The organism is Nonomuraea sp. NPDC049714 (genome assembly GCF_044465295.1).
In the GTDB taxonomy this organism is placed as follows: Bacteria; Actinomycetota; Actinomycetes; order Streptosporangiales; family Streptosporangiaceae; genus Nonomuraea.
The window spans coordinates 20,077-39,255 of sequence record NZ_JBITLM010000002.1; the positions used below are offsets into that span (position 1 = coordinate 20,077).

General features: G+C 72.4%; 1 protein-coding gene. It reads right to left on the reverse strand.

Annotated features, from left to right (window positions below; translation table 11 throughout):
- Positions 1-30 precede the first annotated feature (30 nt).
- Entirely contained in the window at positions 31-19,161 is a 19,131-nt protein-coding gene (locus ACIBQX_RS07105; RefSeq protein WP_397001583.1) for a type I polyketide synthase, read from the reverse strand.
- Positions 19,162-19,179 lie beyond the last annotated feature (18 nt).

A 19,179-nucleotide genomic window follows, 5' to 3' on the forward strand; every position in this document is an offset into this window, starting at 1 on the left:
CAGTGGTGAACGGTTCGATGAGCATCGGATCTACGACATTCCGAGTTCTTTGTCGATGAAATCGAGAACCTCGTCGGCGGTTGCGGCCTCGAGTTTGCCGACAGCCTCGTTCTCCTTCGGAATGTCGTCAGCGCCGATCCACTTCGAAAGGAGGGTCTGCAAACGGGCTGTGATATCAGCTCGAATATCACTGCCCGCTGGTATGGCCGAAAGGGTGTCTTCCAGTGCGTCGAGTTCGGTGAACACCGGTGGCGTTGGGTCCTCGTCCTGGTAGATCGCGGCCCGAAGATGAGCCGCCAGAACTGCGGACGTGGGGTAGTCGAAGATGACGGTGGCGGGGAGTCGCTGACCGGTGGCCGCGTTCAACCGGTTTCGCAGCTCGACGGCGGTCAGCGAGTCGAACCCGAGCTCCTTGAACGCCCGCCCGGCGTCCACCGCTGCGGCGGAGGTGTGACCGAGTACGGTCGCGGCCTCGGCGCGAACCAGATCAGCGAGCTTCTGCTCCTGCGCCACCCGGCTCAGACCGGCCAACTCCCGAGCCAGATCCGAACCGCCCTCACTGGATGCCTCAGCAGCCACAAGGGCGCGTACCTCAGGCAGATCACGCACGAACGGCACCTGACGCAGGTCACCCATCCGGGACACCGCCTGCGCCCAGTCCACATCCATGACCGTCAGCACACCGTCCGAACCGGACTCCAACGCCTGACCCAGCACCCGCAACGCCGAAGCCGGCTCCATCGCCCGCAACAAACCCCGATCGAGCCGCTGCCGAACCGCCTCACCCGCCTGCGCCATCCCACCACCGGCCCACGGACCCCACGCCAGCGAAACACCCGCCAGCCTCCGGCCGCGCCGATTCTGCGCCAACGCATCCAAGAACGCGTTCGCCGCCGCGTAATTGCCCTGCCCGCCACCACCGAACGTGCCGGCCGAAGACGAGAACAACACGAACGCATCCAAATCCAGACCCGCCGTCAGCTCATCCAGCAGCGCAGCACCACCCGCCTTCGCCGCCAGCACCGTAGCCAACCGCGACGCATCCAACCGATCCAAAACCCCGTCATCCACCACCCCAGCCGTATGCACCACCGAACGCAACGGCGGACCACCAGCCCCCACCACACCCAGCAACCCGGCGACATCACCCCGCACGGCCACATCAGCCGCCAGCACCACCACCGCCGTCCCACCCTCAGCCAACCCCGCCGCCAACCCCGCCACACCCGGCGCGCCAGCACCCGAACGACTCGTCACAACAACCCGCTCAACCCCCCGCTCCGCCAGCCAACGCACCACCCGCGCACCGATCGCACCTGTACCACCCGTCACCAACGCCGTCCCCCGCGCCACCCACCCCCACCCACCGGCAGGAGCGAGATCAGGAACGGCCCGGACCAAGCGGCGGCCCAGCACTCCGGCACCCCGGATCGCTACCTGGTCCTCACCGCAGCCCGCCAGCACCCCCGCCAACCGGACATCGACCCACTCGTCCCAGACCGGCGGCAGGTCGATCAACCCGCCCCACCGGTCCGGATGCTCCAGAGCGGCCACCTGCCCCAGCCCCCACACCTGAGCCTGGACCGGAGCCGCCAGCACATCGGCCGGCCCAGCCGCCACCGCACCACGCGTCAGCACCCACAACGGCGCCGCCACCCCGGCATCCCCCAACGCCTGAACCAACCCCAACGTCCCCGCCACCCCAGCCGACACCACTTCAAGCCCCGGCAGCGCCTCCTCAGCCAGACCCAGCAGCGACACCACCCCCTCAAGACCCCACTCGCTTGGGGAGGGCGCTTCCGCGCCGGAGTGGGACACGCCTATGGAAGAAGGCGCACCCGAGCCGGAGTAGGACACGCCTCCAGCGACGCCAGCGACCGACCCCAGAGCCTCATCGATCCGGGCAGCGATCTCCGCCCGACCCAGGTCACCAAGGCCCAACTCCACGAGCACCGCCCGCGCCCCCCGAGCCGCCAGCACCCGCACACACTCCTGCGCCGACCCGTCATCAGCCGGACCACAGATCACCAGCCACGTCCCCGCCAACCGCGCCGCGGACGGATCACTCACCGGCGCCCACGACGTCCGATAACGCCACAGAGCAGTCGCCGACTCATCCCGCTCCCGCTGCCGCCACGACCGCAAATCCGGCAACACCGCGCCAAGCCGCTCCACATCCTCCACAACCAACGTCTCCGCCAAAGCCCGGACGTCACCGCCCTCGACAGCCGCCCAGAACCGCGCCTCCGCCGCCGAGCCGCGCTCGATGCTCTCCGCCTGGCCGGTCGGCTGCTCTCCGCGCAGCCAGAACCTTTCGTGGGCGAATGCGTAGGTCGGCAGGTCAATCCGCCGCCCGGTCGGCAGGACTGCGGCCCAGTCGACGTCCACGCCGTGGACGTGAGCGCGGCTCAGGGCAGCAAGTACGGAACTCCGCGCGGGCGTGTCCGGGCGCTGGAGCGGGATGAACACCGGCTCGGTGCCGCCGTCGAGCTCGTCGAGAGCGGCCGGGCCCATCGCCGACAGCGTCCCGTCGGGACCGATCTCGATGAACACCGAAATGTCCTGACCTGCCAGCGTGGTGACGGCGTCGGCAAACCGGACGGCCTGGCGTGCCTGCCGACCCCAGTAGCCCGCGTCCGGATCCATGATCACTTCACCGGTGAGAGCGCCCACCCAGGTCACGGCCGGTGCCGCATGCGTCAGCCCGGCCGCCACCGCGCCGAGCTCCTCGAGCATCGGATCCATCCGGGCCGAATGGAACGCGTGGCTCACCCGCAGCCGCCGCACCCGCCGGCCCCGCTCCCGCCACATCTCCACCACCGCGTCAACGGCGGCTTCGTCGCCCGAGATCACCACCGACGACGGGCCGTTCACCGCCGCCACCGACACCCCGGACGACTCGTCCAACATCGCCAGGATCTCCGCCTCGCCGGCTTCGATCGCCGCCATCGCACCGCCCTCGGGCAGCGCCTGCATCAACCGGGCCCGCGTACCCACCAACCGGCACGCGTCCTCAAGACTGAGGACACCCGCCACGTACGCCGCCGCAACCTCCCCGACCGAATGACCCGCGACCGCCTCCGGGACGATCCCGGCCGCCGCCAGCAGAGCGACCAACCCCACCTCGACCGCGAACAACCCCGCCTGCGCGAACACCGTCTGATCGGCCCGCGCGTCGCCTTCGTCACTGCTGAGAACGACGTCCCTGATCGGCAGACCCAGCTCCGCCTCCAGCAGCTCGCACGCCTCGTCGAACACGGCCGCGAACACCGGCGACGCCGCATACAGCTCACGGCCCATCCCGGCCCGTTGCGCCCCCTGACCGGCGAACAGGAATCCCACCCGCGGCCGGCCGCCCAGTACGACGCCGCTGACCACACCGGCCGCCGACTCGCCGGCGGCCACGGCCGCCAGGCCGGGCAGCAGTTCGTCCCCGCTGACCACGGCACGGTGCTCGAACACCGACCGGGTCGTCGCCAGTGACCAGCCCACATCGACCGGATCCAGGTCCGTACGCGTGCTCAGGTACGTGCTCAGCCGCCGCGCCTGCGCGGCCAGACCGGTGGACGTACGCCCGGACAGCAGCCAGAGCGGCTGAGGATCGGCCAGCACCGCCGGTTCCGGAGACGGAGCGACGTCCTCGGCGTCCGTGTCAGGATCGGGGGCTTCCTCCAGAATGGTGTGGACGTTGGTGCCGCTCATCCCGAACGCCGACACACCGGCCCGGCGAGGGCGGTCGCTCACCGGCCAGGCGACGGGCTCGTTCAGCAGCCGTACCTGACCCGACGACCAGTCGATGTGCGGCGAGGGCTCGTCCACGTGCAGGGTTCGCGGCAACTCCTGATGCCGCAGAGCCAGCACCATCTTGATGACAGCGGCCATCCCAGCCGCCGCCTGCGTGTGCCCGATGTTCGACTTCACCGACCCCAGCCACAACGGCCGGTCCTCCGGCCGATCCTGACCGTACGTCGCCAGCAGGGCCTGGGCCTCGATCGGATCACCGAGAACCGTCCCGGTGCCATGCGCCTCCACCACATCGACATCCGCCGCCGACAACCGAGCACTCGCCAGCGCCGAACGGATCACCCGCTGCTGCGAAGGACCGTTCGGGGCCGTCAAGCCGTTCGACGCGCCGTCCTGATTCATGGCGCTGCCCCGGATCACGGCCAGGACCGGATGCCCGTTACGGCGAGCGTCCGACAGCCGCTCCACCACCAGCACGCCCGCGCCCTCGGCCATCCCCATGCCGTCGGCTTCCGCCCCGAAGGCCTTGCAGCGACCGTCATGCGCCAGCCCGAGCTGGGTGTTGAAGCCGGTGAACATCACGGGGGTGGCGGCGACGAACGCGCCACCGGCCAGCGCCAGCGTGCACTCCCCCGACCGCAGCGCCTGCCCTGCCAGGTGCAGCGCGACGAGGGACGACGAGCAGGCGGTGTCCACCGACACCGCCGGGCCTTCCAGACCCAGCACGTACGACATCCGCCCGGACAACACACTGCTCGACGTTCCGGTCAGCAGGTGCCCCTTGTCGCCGCCCGCTTCCTGCTGCCGGTCGAGGCCGTACCCGGACCAGGAGGCCCCGACGAACACCCCGGTCGCCGACCCGCGCAGCAGTTCCGGATCGATGCCGGCCCGCTCCAGCGCCTCCCACGAGGTCTCCAGCAGAAGCCGCTGCTGCGGGTCCATGCTGAGCGCCTCACGCGGGCTGATCCCGAAGAACGCGGGATCGAATTCGCCGGCATCGTAGAGGAACCCGCCACGAGGGGCCTGACCCGGCTCGGCCGAGGCTGAATCGTGAATGGCCGCCAGGTCCCAGCCCCGGTCGGCCGGCAGGTCCGAGACGACGTCCGCCCCGGCTGCGAGCAGCCGCCAGAACTCTTCTGGACCGCGGACCCCACCGGGGAAACGGCAGCCGATACCGACGATCGCGATCGGCTCGTCCGAAGCAGTCGCGGTGACGACCACGGCAGCATCCCGATCGCCCAGCAGCCGCGAGCGCAGGAAGCCGGCCAGCGCCGCCGAGGTCGGGTAGTCGAAGACCAGCGTGGCCGGCAACGTCATCCCGGTGGCGGCGTTCAACCGGTTACGCAGGTCCACCGCGGTCAGCGAGTCGAAGCCGAGGTCCTTGAACGCCCGCCCGGCCGCCAGCGCCTCCGGGGAGGCGTGGCCCAGGACGACGGCGGCCTCGGTCCGTACCAGATCTGTGAGCGTCCGGATCTGGTCGGCCCGAATCAGGCCGGTCAGCCGGGCCGTCAGCTCTGTACTGGCGGTCGTCCGGTGCTCTTCGGTGCTGGTGGGGGTCGGGTCGCTCAGGGCTCGCCGGGCTTCGGGCAGATCACCGATCAGCGGACTGGGCCGGTGCACCGTCAGCACCGGCGCGAACCGGGCCCAATCGATGTCGGCGACCGTGACCGGCCCCTCACCATGATCCAAAGCCTGGGCCAGCGCGCCGATCGCCAGATCCGGATCCATCTCCCGCAGCCCCATCCGCTGCAGCAACTCCCCGGACCGCCCCTCGGCCATCCCACCGCCGCCCCAGAGCCCCCACGCCACCGACGTTCCGGCCAGCCCACGCCCGCGCCGATCCTCGACCAGGGCGTCCAAGAAGGCGTTGGCGGCCGCGTACCCGCCAAGGTGCGAGCTGCCCCACGTCGCCGCCCCAGAAGAGAACGTGACGAAGGCGTCCAGATCCACGGTCAGCTCGTCCAGATGCGCAGCGCCGCCGGCCTTGGCCGCCATCGACACGGTCAGGCCGGCCACGCTCAGCTGGGTCAGTGGATCCCCGCCACCCACACCGGCCGCGTGGAACACCGAGCTCACCCGGGGCCCGGTCGCGCCGATCCACTCGACCAGGGCCGCCACCTCGGCCCGGACACCGACATCGCCGGCCAACACCGCCACCGACGTACCCGCCGACGCCAACTCCGCCGCCAGCGCCCCGACACCGTTGGCAGCCGGACCCGAGCGACCGGACAACACCACCCGGCTCGCACCCCGGCCCGCCGCCCAACGGGCCAGCCGGCCACCGATCGCCCCGGTTCCCCCGGTCACCAGCACGCTCCCACCCGGAGCCCAGGCGCTCCGTGGCCACGACCGTGACGTGTGTATCTCCAGAGCTTCCGGCTGCACAGCCCGCGGCTGCGGAGCCCGTACCAGACGTCGGGCGAACACCTCTGTGCCCCGGATCGCCACCTGGTCCTCGCCGCCCATGGCCAGCACGGCGCACAACCGGTCCGCCGCCGGGCCGTCCAGCACCTCGGGCACGTCGATCAGGCCACCCCACCTGTCCGGATGCTCCAGACCCGCGACCCGGCCCAGCCCCCAGACTTGAGCCTGCGCCAGGCCGGCCGGCGCCTGCTCGGGTCCGGCCGCTCCCGACGTCAGCACCCACAGCGGCGCGGCGAGCTCGAGATCCCCGAGAGCCTGGATCAACCCGACCGTGGCGGCCAACCCGGTCGACACCACCGGGCTGCCCGCCAACGGCATCTCCTCCATCGCCAACAGCGACACCACCCCGGACAAGGACCGCTCTCCGACGGCATCCCGAAGCCGGGCCGCGAGAGCCTCCCGGTCCATCGGCGCGATCTCGGCGAGAACGACGTCCGCTCCGTGGCCGGTCAGGGCCCGGACGCATGCGGAGGCCGACCCGGCGCCCGCCGATCCGGTGACCACCAACCAAGTTCCGCTCAGGGCAGCCGGGCGACGGTCGCCCACCGGCCGACGGTCGGCCACCGGCACCCACGTGATCCGATACCGCCAATCCGCCGTCCGCGACTGATCCCGCTCCCGGCGCCGCCACGACGCCAGTGCAGGCAGCACCTCCTCCAGCCGCCGCCCCTCCAACGCCAGAGTCTCCGCCAGACCGGCCACGTCACCGTCATCGACAGCCGCCCAGAACCGCTCCTCCACCGGATCACTCACCCGGCCCCCGGAGGGCGCCGCGAGCATTCCCTCCACCCAGAACCGCTCCCGCACGAACGCGTACGTCGGCAGATCCACCGGCCGTCCAGGCGTCAACACCGCCCGCCAATCAACCGGCACACCCCGAACATGCACCTCGGCCAAGGACCGCAGAACGCGCTGCGCCCCGCCATCCTCACGCCGCAACGTCCCCACCACCACCGGCGGGTCCTCGATCTCCTGCGACGGCTGGTCGAGCGTGGCACTGATCGCCGCAGTCAAAACCGGATGCGGAGACACCTCAACGAACACCCTGTGCCCGCCGCCGTACAGCGCCTCCACCGCCCGCGAGAACCACACCGACCCACGCAAACTCGCGTACCAGTACTCCGGCCCAGCATCCGCACCGGCCAACACCTCACCCGTCAGAGCCGACACCAGCGGAACCGACCCCGGCTGCGGACTGATCCCCGCCAGAGCCGCCAGGATCTCTTCCCGCAGCCCCTCCACCTGCGGCCCGTGGGAGGCGTAGTCGACCGGCAGCAGGCGGGTTCGCACCCCCGCGCGTTCGCATTCGGCGGCGATCTCGTTCAGAGCTGCGACGTCCCCGGAAACGACGGTGGCCTCGGGCCCGTTGATCGCCGCGACCGACACCCGGCCGTCCCAGGCCCCGATGCGCTCGGTGATGACGTGGACCGGCTCGCCGATCGAAAGCATCCCGCCCCGGCCCGACAACGCGGTCAACGACCGGCTGCGCAACGCCACCACCTTCGCGCCGTCCTCCAGCGACAGAATCCCCGCCACCACCGCAGCCGCGATCTCGCCCTGACTGTGACCGACCACCGCAGCCGGCTCCACCCCAGCCGCCTGCCACACCGCAGCCAGTGACACCATCACCGCCCACAGCACCGGCTGCACCACATCCACCCGGTCAAGCCCAGGCGCACCCTCCCGACCAGCCAGGACGTCATCCAGAGACCAGTCCACGTAAGGAGCCAGAGCCCGACCACACTCGGCCAGCCGAGCCGCGAACACCGGGCTGGCCTCAGCCAGCTCCCGCCCCATACCGACCCACTGCGACCCCTGACCGGGGAACACGAACACCACCGGGCTCACCGCCCCGGCCACCGCACTCACCACACCGGCCGACGACTCCCCCGCCGCCAACGCCGACAACCCCGCCACCAACTCATCCCGATCCCCGCCCAGCACCACCGCCCGATGCTCGAAGGTCGACCGGGAGGTCGCCAAAGCCCACCCCACATCCAGCGGACGGAGGTCCGTACCGGCATCCAGACGCGCGGCCAACCGAACCGCCTGCCCCCGCAACGCCTCCCGGCTCCGCCCCGACACCAGCCACGCCGGAGCCTCGGCCAGCACCGGCCGGGCAGGTCCCGGGGCCCGGTGCTCCTCGTCCAGAGTGTCCGGCTCGGTGGCGGGAGCCTCTTCGAGGATCACGTGGGCGTTGGTGCCGCTCATCCCGAACGACGACACGCCAGCCCGCCGGGGCCGGTCAGCGACCGGCCACGGCACCGCCTCGCTCAGCAACCGGACCTGACCGGACGACCAATCGATGTGCGCAGACGGCTCAGCCGCATGCAACGTGGGCGGCAGCAAGCCGTTCTGGAGCGCCAGCACCATCTTCATGACTCCGGCCACGCCGGCCGCCGACTGGGTGTGACCGATGTTCGACTTCACCGACCCCAGCCACAACGGCCGGTCCTCCGGCCGATCCTGACCGTACGTCGCCAGCAGGGCCTGGGCCTCGATCGGATCACCGAGAACCGTCCCGGTGCCATGCGCCTCCACCACATCGACATCCGCCGCCGACAACCGAGCACTCGCCAGCGCCGAACGGATCACCCGCTGCTGCGAAGGACCATTCGGCGCGGTCAGGCCGTTCGAGGCCCCGTCCTGGTTCACAGCGCTCCCGCGCATCACGGCCAGCACCCGGTGCCCGTTGCGCTGGGCGTCGGAGAGCCTTTCCAGGAGGAGTATCCCGGCCCCCTCGGCCCAGCCGGTCCCGTCCGCGCCCGCTCCGAACGCCTTGCACCTGCCGTCCGAGGCCAGCCCCTGCTGCCGGGAGAACTCGGAGAACCCGGTCGGCACCGCCATCACGGTCACCCCACCCGCCAAGGCCAGCGAGCACTCCCCCGCCCGCAGCGCCTGAGCGGCCATGTGCAGCGCCACCAGCGACGACGAACAAGCCGTGTCCACCGTCACCGCCGGCCCTTCAAGCCCCAGCGTGTACGAGACCCGCCCGGAGATGACGCTGGCCGCCATCCCGGTCAGCTGGTAGCCCTCCAGCCCGCTGTCGGCGGCGCCGACGCCGTAGCCGGAGAATCCCGCTCCGGCGAACACCCCGGTGTCGCTGCCGCGCAGCGAGCGCGGTTCGATGCCCGCCCGCTCCAGCGCCTCCCAGGAGGTTTCGAGCAGGATGCGCTGCTGGGGGTCCATGGCCAGCGCCTCGCGCGGGTTGATGCCGAAGAACCCGGGATCGAACTCGCCCGCGTCGTGGATGAATCCGCCCGCGCGTGTGTGCGAGGTACCGGCCCGCTCCGGATCCGGGTCGAACAGATTGTCAAGATCCCAGGCGCGATCCACCGGGAAGGCAGAGATCGCGTCCGTGCTCGTGGCCAGCAGCTCCCAGAACTGCTCGGGGTCGCGCACGCCGCCGGGGAAGCGGCAGGCCATGGAGACGATCGCGATCGGGTCACCGTCCACCGCCACCGGACCGCGCACCCGGTCCAGGTCGTCGGCGTCACCGAGCAATTCGCCCCGCAGGTGCTGGGCCAGGGCACGCGGTGTCGGGTAGTCGAACACCAGCGTCGCCGGCAGGCCCAGGCCGCTGCGGGCGGTCAGCCGGTTCCGCAGCTCGACGGCGGTCAGCGAGTCGAACCCGACGTCGCTGAACGCCCGGTCGGCGTCGACCGCCGTGGCGGACGTGTGACCGAGCACGGTCGCGGCCTCGGCGCGGACCAGATCAGCGAGCTTCTGCTCCTGCGCCACCCGGCTCAGACCGGCCAACTCCCGGGCCAGATCCGAACCGCCCTCACTGGATGCCTCAGCAGCCACAAGGGCGCGTACCTCGGGCAGGTCGCGCACGAAGGGCACCTGGCGCAGGTCACCCATCCGGGACGCCGCCTGCACCCAGTCCACATCCATGACGGTCAGCACACCGTTCGAGCCGGACTCCTCCAGCGCCTGACCCAGCACCCGCAGCGCCGAAGCAGGCTGCATCGCCCGCAACAGACCCCGATCGAGCCGCTGCCGTGCCGCCTCACCCGCCTGCGCCATCCCACCACCGGCCCACGGACCCCACGCCAGCGAAACACCCGCCAGCCTCCGGCCGCGCCGATTCTGCGCCAACGCATCCAAGAACGCGTTCGCCGCCGCGTAATTGCCCTGCCCGCCACCACCGAACGTGCCGGCCGAAGACGAGAACAACACGAACGCATCCAGATCCAGATCCGCCGTCAGCTCGTCCAGCAGGGCAGCACCACCCGCCTTCGCCGCCAGCACCGTGGCCAGCCGCGACGCGTCCAACCGGTCCAAGACCCCGTCATCCACCACCCCAGCGGTATGCACCACCGAACGCAACGGCGGACCACCAGCCCCGATCACAGCCAACAGCCCAGCGACATCACCCCGCTCAGCGACATCAGCCGCCAGCACCACCACCGCCGTCCCACCCTCGGCCAACTCCGCCGCCAACCCCGCCACCTCAGGCGCGGCAGCGCCCGAACGACTGGTCACAACAACCCGCTCAGCCCCCCGCTCCGCCAGCCAACGCACCACCCGCACACCGATCGCACCAGTACCACCCGTCACCAACGCCGTCCCCCGCGCCACCCACGCCCACCCACCGGCAGGAGCAGGGGAGGATGAAGAGGGACCAGAAGCGGGACCGGAAGCGAGAGCAGGGGCGGGAGCGGGGGTGGGTCGGGTCAGTCGGCGGCCCAGCACTCCGGTGTCGCGGATGGCCACCTGATTCTCGCCGCAGCCGGCCAGCACCGCCGCCAGGCGGCCCTCGGCCCGCTCGTCCCAGACCGGCGGCAGGTCGATCAGTCCGCCCCACCGGTCCGGATGCTCCAGAGCGGCCACCTGCCCCAGCCCCCACACCTGGGCCTGGACCGGAGCCGTCAGCACATCGGCCGGGGCAGCGGCCACCGCACCACGGGTCAGCACCCACAGCGGCGCCGTCACCCCGGCATCCCCCAGTGCCTGAACCAACCCCAGCGTGCCCGCCACCCCGGCAGACACCGCATCGTGCCCGGGCAGCGCCTCCTCGGCCAGAGCCAGCAGCGACAGGACCCCACCGAGGTCACGCGCGGTCGAGGGGACTCCCGCCAGCGCGGGGGTGGAGGACTCAGACCCGGATCCGGCCGTGGTCAGGGCCTCGCCGATCCGGGCGGCGATCGCCGCCCGGCCCAGATCATCGAGTCCGAGCTCGACGAGCACCGCCCGCGCCCCCCGAGCCGTCAGCGCCCGCACACACTCCTGGGCCGGCTCATCATCGGCCGGACCGCTGATCACCAGCCAGGTTCCCGGCAGCCGGGCCGGGAACGGGTCGTTCACCGGCGCCCACGACGTCCGGTACCGCCAGTGGGCGGTCGCCGACTCATCCCGCTCCCGCCGCCGCCACGACCTCAAACCAGGCAGCACAGCGCCAAGCCGCTCCACGTCGTCCACGGCCAGCGTCTCTGCCAAGGCCCGGACGTCGCCGCCCTCGACCGCGGCCCAGAACCGGGCCTCGGCCGCCGAGCCGCCAACACCGCCAACACCGCCAACACCGACGACGCCGCCGACCGCGCCAGGCCGCATCAACTGGGGGCCGCCAGGCCAGAAATACTGATGCTGGAAGGCGTACGTCGGCAGCTCCACCACCCGCCCGGCCGGCAGCACGGCGGCCCAGTCGACGCGGACCCCCTGCACATGCGCCCGCGCCAGCGCGCTCAGCAGCGACTCCGGCGCCGGCGCCCGCCCCCGCAGCAGCGGGATGAACCCGTCACCGGCCCGGTCGGCGAGGATGGCGGGCCCCATGGCCGACAGCGTCGCGTCCGGGCCGATCTCGATGAACACCGTGATGCCCTGCCCGGCCAGGGTGGTGACGGCGTCGGCGAACCGGACCGGCTGCCGAGCCTGCCGGGCCCAGTAGGCCGCCTCCGGGACCGCGATGACGTCACCGGTCAGCGCCCCCGCCCAGGTCAGGGTGGGCGCCATGTGCTCCAGCCCGGCCGCCACCCGGCCGAGTTCGTCCAGGACCGGATCCATCCAGGCCGAATGGAACGCGTGGCTCACCCTCAGCCGCCGCACCCGCCGGCCCCGCTCCCGCCACATCTCCAGCACCTGGTCCACGGCTTCGGCATCACCCGAGATCACCACCGAGGACGGGCCGTTCACCGCCGCCACCGACACCCCGGGCCGGTCCTCCAGCACCGCGAGCATCTCGGCCTCGGTCACCGCCACCGCCGCCATCGCGCCACCCTCGGGCAGCGCCTGCATCAGCCGGGCCCGCGTGCCGACCAGCCGGCAGGCGTCCTCAAGGGTGAGGACGCCGGCCGCGTACGCCGCCGCGATCTCCCCTACCGAATGACCGGCGACCGCCTCCGGGACCACGCCGGCCGCCGCCAGCACCGCGACCAGCGCCACTTCCACCGCGAACAACCCGGCCTGCGCGTACCCGGTCCGATCCGCGCGAGCGTCACCGTCCGCGCCCAGGACCACCTCCCGGATCGGCAGCCCGACCTCCGGCTCCAGCAGCTCGCACACCTCGTCGAAGGCCGCCGCGAACACCTCGGAGGCGGCGTACAGCTCACGCCCCATCCCGGCCCGCTGAGCGCCCTGACCGGCGAAGACGAACCCGATCCGCGGCGACCCGGCGGGGGCCACCCCGCTGATCACAGTGCTCGCCGGCTCACCGGCCGCCACCGCCGTCAGCCCCGACAGCAGTTCGTCCCGGTCCGCGCCGACGATCACGGCCCGGTGCTCGAACACCGACCGGGCGGTCGCCAGCGACCAGCCCACATCGGCCGGGTCCAGAGCCGGGCGGGCGCGCACGAAGGCGGCCAGCCGATCCGCCTGAGCGGCCAGCGCGCCGGCGGTCCGGGCGGACACCAGCCACGCCGGCGCCGCCGCCAGCGCGGCGAGCCCGGTCTCGTCCCCGACCGGCTCCTCGCCGGCGGCCCCGGTCTGCGCCTCAGGTGGTGCTTCCTCGACGATGACGTGGGCGTTGGTGCCGCTGATCCCGAACGACGAGATCCCGGCCCGGCGCGGTCGCCCGTTCACCGGCCAGGGCACGGGCTCGGTCAGCAGCCGCAGCCCGGAGCCGGACCAGTCCACGTGCGGGGAGGGCTCCAGCGAGTGCAGGGTCCTGGGCAGTTGCTGATGCCGCAGGGCCAGCACCATCTTCATCACCCCGGCCACCCCGGCGGCGGCCTGGGCGTGGCCGATGTTGGACTTCACCGAGCCCAGCCAGAGCGGCCGTCCGGCGTCCCGGTCCTGCCCGTAGGTGGCGGCGAGGGCCTGGGCCTCGATCGGGTCGCCCAGCACCGTGCCGGTCCCGTGCGCCTCCACCGCGTCCACGTCGGCCGGCCGCAGTCCGGCGTTCGCCAGCGCGGCCCGGATCACCCGCTGCTGCGAGGGCCCGTTGGGGGCGGTCAACCCGTTGGAGGCGCCGTCCTGGTTCACCGCGGTGCCCCGGATCACGGCCAGGACGGGGTGACCGTTCGCCCGCGCGTCGGAGAGCCGTTCGAGCACGATCATGCCCGCGCCCTCGGCCATGCCCATACCGTCGGCGTCGGCCGAGAACGACTTGCAGCGCCCGTTCGCGGCCAGGCCGCGCTGCTTGGAGAAGCCGACGAGCTCGGCCGGGGTCGCCATGATCGTCACCCCGCCCGCGAGCGCCAGCCGGCACTCTCCCGAGCGCAGCGCCTGACCGGCCAAATGGACGGCGACCAGGGACGACGAGCAGGCCGTGTCCACGGTCAGTGACGGCCCTTCGAGTCCGAGGGTGTAGGAGATCCGGCCGGAGATGACGCTGCCGGCGTTCCCGGTCACCATGTGACCCTCCAGCCCGGCCGAGCCTTCCGGGGCCAGTTGCAGCCCGGTCGCGTACCCGGATCCGTAACCGCCGGCGAAGACGCCGGTGGCGGAGCCGCGCAACGACCTCGGGTCGATCCCGGCCCGTTCCAGGGCCTCCCAGGAGGTCTCCAGGAGCAGCCGCTGCTGCGGGTCCATGGCCAGCGCCTCACGCGGGCTGATCCCGAAGAAGCCGGGATCGAACTGTCCCGCCTCGTGCAGGAAACCACCGGCCTGTACGTAGGCCGTACCGGGATGGTCGGGGTCCGGGTCGAACAGGTGGTCGATGTCCCAGCCGCGGTTGAGCGGGATTCCGGTGATCCCGTCGCCGCCGGACACCAGCATCTCCCACAGGCTCTCGGGACCGGTGACGCCGCCCGGGTACCGTCCGGCCATGCCGACGATGGCGATCGGCTCGTCGTTCACCGGCGCCGTGGTCACGGCGGCCGGGATCGCCGGCAGGTCTCCCAGCAGTTCGGTACGCAGGTGAGCGGCCAGCACGAGGGGAGTCGGGTGATCGAACAGCAAGGTGGCCGAGAGTCTCATCCCGGTGGCCGCGCTGAGCTGGTTGCGCAGCTCCACGGCGGTGAGCGAGTCGAACCCCAGGTCGCTGAAGGCTCGGGCGGCGTCGACCGCCTCCAAGGAGGCGTAGTTGAGTACGGCGGCGGCCTCGGCCCGGATCAGGTCGATCAGGAGCCGGTCCTGCTCGGCCCGGGGCAGGCTCGACAGTCGCCGCGCGAGCTCGCTACCGGCCAAAAGGCCGTCGGGCCCGGTGTCGCTCCCCTGCGGCCGGGGCAGCCTGCCGATCTGGGGCAGGTCGCGGACGAACGGGACGGTGTGCAGGTCGGCCATGCCGGGGGCGCCGGCCATCTCCGACCAGTCCACGTCCATGACGGTCAGGGCGGTGTCGTCGCCGTCGATGGCCTCGGCCAGGGCCTGGACGGCCAGGGCGGGGTCCATCAGGACCTCCCACCGGTTCCGGCTCAGCCGCGCGACGGTGGCCTCGCCGGCCTGGGCGACGCCGCCGCCGGCCCACGGACCCCACGCCACCGACAGCGCCGTCCGGCCGCGACCGCGCCGGTTCTGGGCCAGCGCGTCGAGAAAGGCGTTGGCGGCGGCGTAGTTGCCCTGGCCGCCGCCGCCGAAGGTCGCGGCGGCCGAGGAGAACAGCACGAACGCGTCCAGGTCCAGGTCCGCCGTCAGCTCGTCCAGCAGGGCGGCGGAGGTGGCCTTCGCGGCCAGGACGGCGGCCAGCCGGGCCGGGTCCAGCCGGTCCAGGACGCCGTTGTCGACGACCCCGGCGGTGTGCATCACGCTCGACAGCGGCGAGCCGGTGGCCGTGATCCGGTGCAGCAGTCCGGTGACGTCGTCGCGGCGGCCGGCGTCGCATGCCACCACGTTCACGGTCGTGCCGGCCGTGGCCACCTCGGCGGCCAGCGCGGCCGCTCCGGCCGCGCCGACGCCGGAGCGGCCGGCGAGCACGACCCGGTCGGCGCCCCGGCCGGCGAGCCAGCGGGCCACGTGACCGCCGATCGCGCCGGTGCCCCCGGTGATCAGCACGGTGCCGCCGGGACGCCAGCGCTTGCCGCCGTCCCGGGGCAGCGGGGCCGGTACGAGCCGGCGCCCGAGAATCCCGCCGGGCCGCACGGCGGTCTGGTCTTCGCCCAGGTTCCCGGTCAGGACGGCGCAGAGCCGGTCCGCCGCCCGTTCGTCGAGCAGATCGGGCAGGTCGACGAGGCCGCCCCACCGGTCCCGGTGCTCAAGGCTCGCGACCCGGCCCAGGGCCCAGATCTGCGCCTGTACGGGCGCGGTCAGGACATCGGCGGGGGCCGCCACGACGGCGCCCCGGCTCAGCACCCAGAGCGGGGCGCCGATCCCGGCGTCGCCCAGCGCCTGGACGAGCGCCAGCGTGCCGGCGACGCCGACGGCGACGTCGGGGAACCGGTCGTGCGGGGTCTCGTCCAGGGCCAGCAGCGAGACCACGCCGGCGACGGGCGTGCCCGGCAGGGCCGCGGCGACGGTGTCCCGGTCGGTCTCGCCGACGGTGATCGGGACGACGTGCGCTCCATGATCGGAGAGGATCTGCCGGAGCCGCTCGGTGAGGTCCTGGCCGGGGCCGGTGACAAGGAGCCAGGTGCCGGACAGCCGACCCGGATCCGGGTCGGCGATCGACGTCCAGGAGACCCGGTAACGCCAGGATTCGGTGGCGAACCGTTCCCGCTCGCGTTTCCGCCACGAGGTCAGCGCGGGGAGGACCTCGTCCAGGGGGTGCGGTTCGACGGCCAGGAGACCGGCGAGCTCCCGCAGATCGGAGTTCTCGATCGCGGCCCAGAACCGGGCCTCGGTCTCACTGCGCGTCTCACCCGGCACCGGGGCGAGCTCGGCGGCGGCCGGGGACAGCCAGTACCGCTGACGGGCGAAGGCGTAGGTGGGCAGCTCGACGACGGGCGCGGCCGGGAGCACCGCCGTCCAGTCGACCTTCACCCCGCGTACGTGCACCCGGGCCAGCGCGGTCAGGAACCGGCGCGCGCCGGCGTCCTCCCGATCCAGCGTCCCGGTGATCAGCGAAGCGTCCGAGGCACCGGCCTCGTCGAGGGTCTCGTCGATCGCGGCGGTCAGCACCGCGTGCGGGGACACCTCAAGGAACGTGCGGTACCCGTCCCGGGCGAGGGCCTGCACTGCGTCCTGGAAACGGACTCGTTCCCGTACGTTCGCGTACCAGTAGCCGGCGTCCAGCTCCGTGCCGTCCCGGCGCTGACCGGTGACCGTCGAGAACAGCGGGACACGGCCGGGCAGCGGCGCGATCGACGCCAGATCCCGGACCAGCCCCTCCCGCAGCTCCTCCACCCGCGCCGAATGCGCGACGAAGTCGGTCTGCGGAATCCGCCAGCGCAGCACCCGCCGGGCCGACAGAACACGCTCGAAATCGTCCAGCGCGTCCAGATCCCCGGAAACCACCGTGGTGGCAGGACCGTTCACGGCGGCCACCGACAGCCGTTCCGCCCAGTCCTCGTTAGACGCCAGCAACTCCTCGACCGAAGCCACCGGCATCACCACCGACAACATCCCGGCCGACGCCGCCAGGCGTGAGAGCTCCCGGCTGCGGACCGCCACCACCCGGGCGGCATCCTCCAGCGACAACATCCCCGCCACACACGCCGCCGCGATCTCACCCTGACTGTGACCGACGACAGCGTCCGGACGAACCCCCGCCGCCTCCCACACAGCCGCCAGCGACACCATCACCGCCCACAACACCGGCTGCACCACATCAGCCCGCTCCAACCCCGGCGCACCCTCACGCCCGGCCAGAACGTCCTCCAACACCCAATCCACATACGGATCAAGCGCCCGCCCACACTCCGCCAACCGAGCCGCGAACACCGGAGACGCCACCAGCATCTCCCGCCCCATCCCCACCCACTGCGCACCCTGACCAGGGAAAACGAAAGCGATCTTCCCCGTCCTGGAGGCCACGCCGGAGACCACGCCCGGATTCCGCCGGCCGATGGTGAGAGCGTTCAGACCGGCGGCCAGCTCGCCGTGGTCCGCTCCCAGCACCGCGGCCCGGTATTCGAACGCGGACCGGGTCGTGGCCAGGGACCAGGCGACAGCCGCCGGATCCTGGCCCGGATGATCCCCGGTGAAGGCGGCCAGTCGCCGTGCCTGAGCGGACAGCCCGGCTTCCGAGCGGCTCGACACCAGCCACACCGGCGGTCCGCCCGACAGCACCGGCGCCGGTGGATCGGCGGGCTCGGCGTTCTCGTCCGGGGCGGGGGCGTCGGCGGGAGGCTCGGCGGCCGGAGCTTCGGAGAGGATGACGTGCACGTTGGTGCCGCTCATCCCGAACCCGGACACTCCGGCCCGGCGCGGCCGCTCGCCCGGCTGCCAGGGCGTCGCCTCGGTCAGCAGCCGTACCTGGCCGGAGGACCAGTCGATGTGCGGCGAGGGCCGATCGGCGTGCAGGGTGCGCGGCAGCAGCCCATGCCGCAGCGCCAGCACCATCTTGATCACCCCAGCGATCCCGGCGGCCTGCTGGGGGTGACCGATGTTGGCCTTGATCGAGCCCAGCAGCAGCGGCCGCTCCTCGGGCCGCTCCTGCCCGTACGTGGCCAGCAGGGCCTGGGCCTCGATCGGGTCGCCGAGGGGAGTGCCGGTGCCGTGGGCCTCGACGGCGTCGATGTCGGCCGGGGACAGCCGGGCGTTGGCGAGCGCGGCCCGGATCACCCGCTGCTGCGAGGGTCCGTTCGGAGCCGTCAAGCCGTTGGAGGCGCCGTCCTGGTTCATCGCGCTGCCGCGCACGACCGCCAGCACCTGGTGCCCGTTCCGCTGAGCGTCGGACAGGCGTTCCACCACGATGACCCCGGAGCCCTCGGCCACGCCCATGCCGTCCGCGCCGTCGCCGAACGCCTTGCACCGGCCGTCCGGGGCCAGGCCCAGCTGGGTGCTGAAGTCGGTGAACATCACCGGCGTCGACGCCACGAAGACGCCACCCACGAGGGCCAGCGAGCACTCCTGTGCCCGCAGCGCCCTGGCGGCCAGGTGCAGGGACACCAGCGCCGACGAGCAGGCCGTGTCGACCGTGACCGCCGGTCCTTCCAGCCCGAGGGTGTAGGCGATCCGGCCGGACAGCACACTGCTCGCGGTCCCGGTGACCAGGTGGCCCTCCAGCTCGGTCTGCGAGCCCAGCCCCCAGCCGTATCCCGTCGACGACGCCCCCGCGAAGACGCCGGTCGACGAGCCGCGCAGCGACAGCGGATCGATCCCGGCCCGCTCCAGCGCCTCCCACGCGACCTCCAGCAGCATCCGCTGCTGCGGGTCCATCGCCACCGCCTCGCGCGGGCTGATCCCGAAGAAGCCCGCGTCGAACTCACCGGCGCCCTCGATGAACCCGCCCGCCCGTACGTGCGAGGCGCCTTCCGAGCCGGGCCCGGTTCCGAGCAGTTCTTCCAGGTCCCAGCCACGGTCCTGGGGGAAACCGGAGATCGCGTCGACGCCGCCGGCCAGCAACTCCCACAGGTCCTGCGGGCTCCGGACGCCGCCGGGGAAGCGGCAGCCCATGCCGACGATCGCGATCGGCTCGTCGGCGGCCGCCTCGATCTCGCTGAGCCGCTGACGGGTCTCGTGAAGGTTGGCCGTTACCCGCCGGAGGAAATAGCGGAGCTTGTCGTCATCACTCACCTGCGGAACCTCATCCTT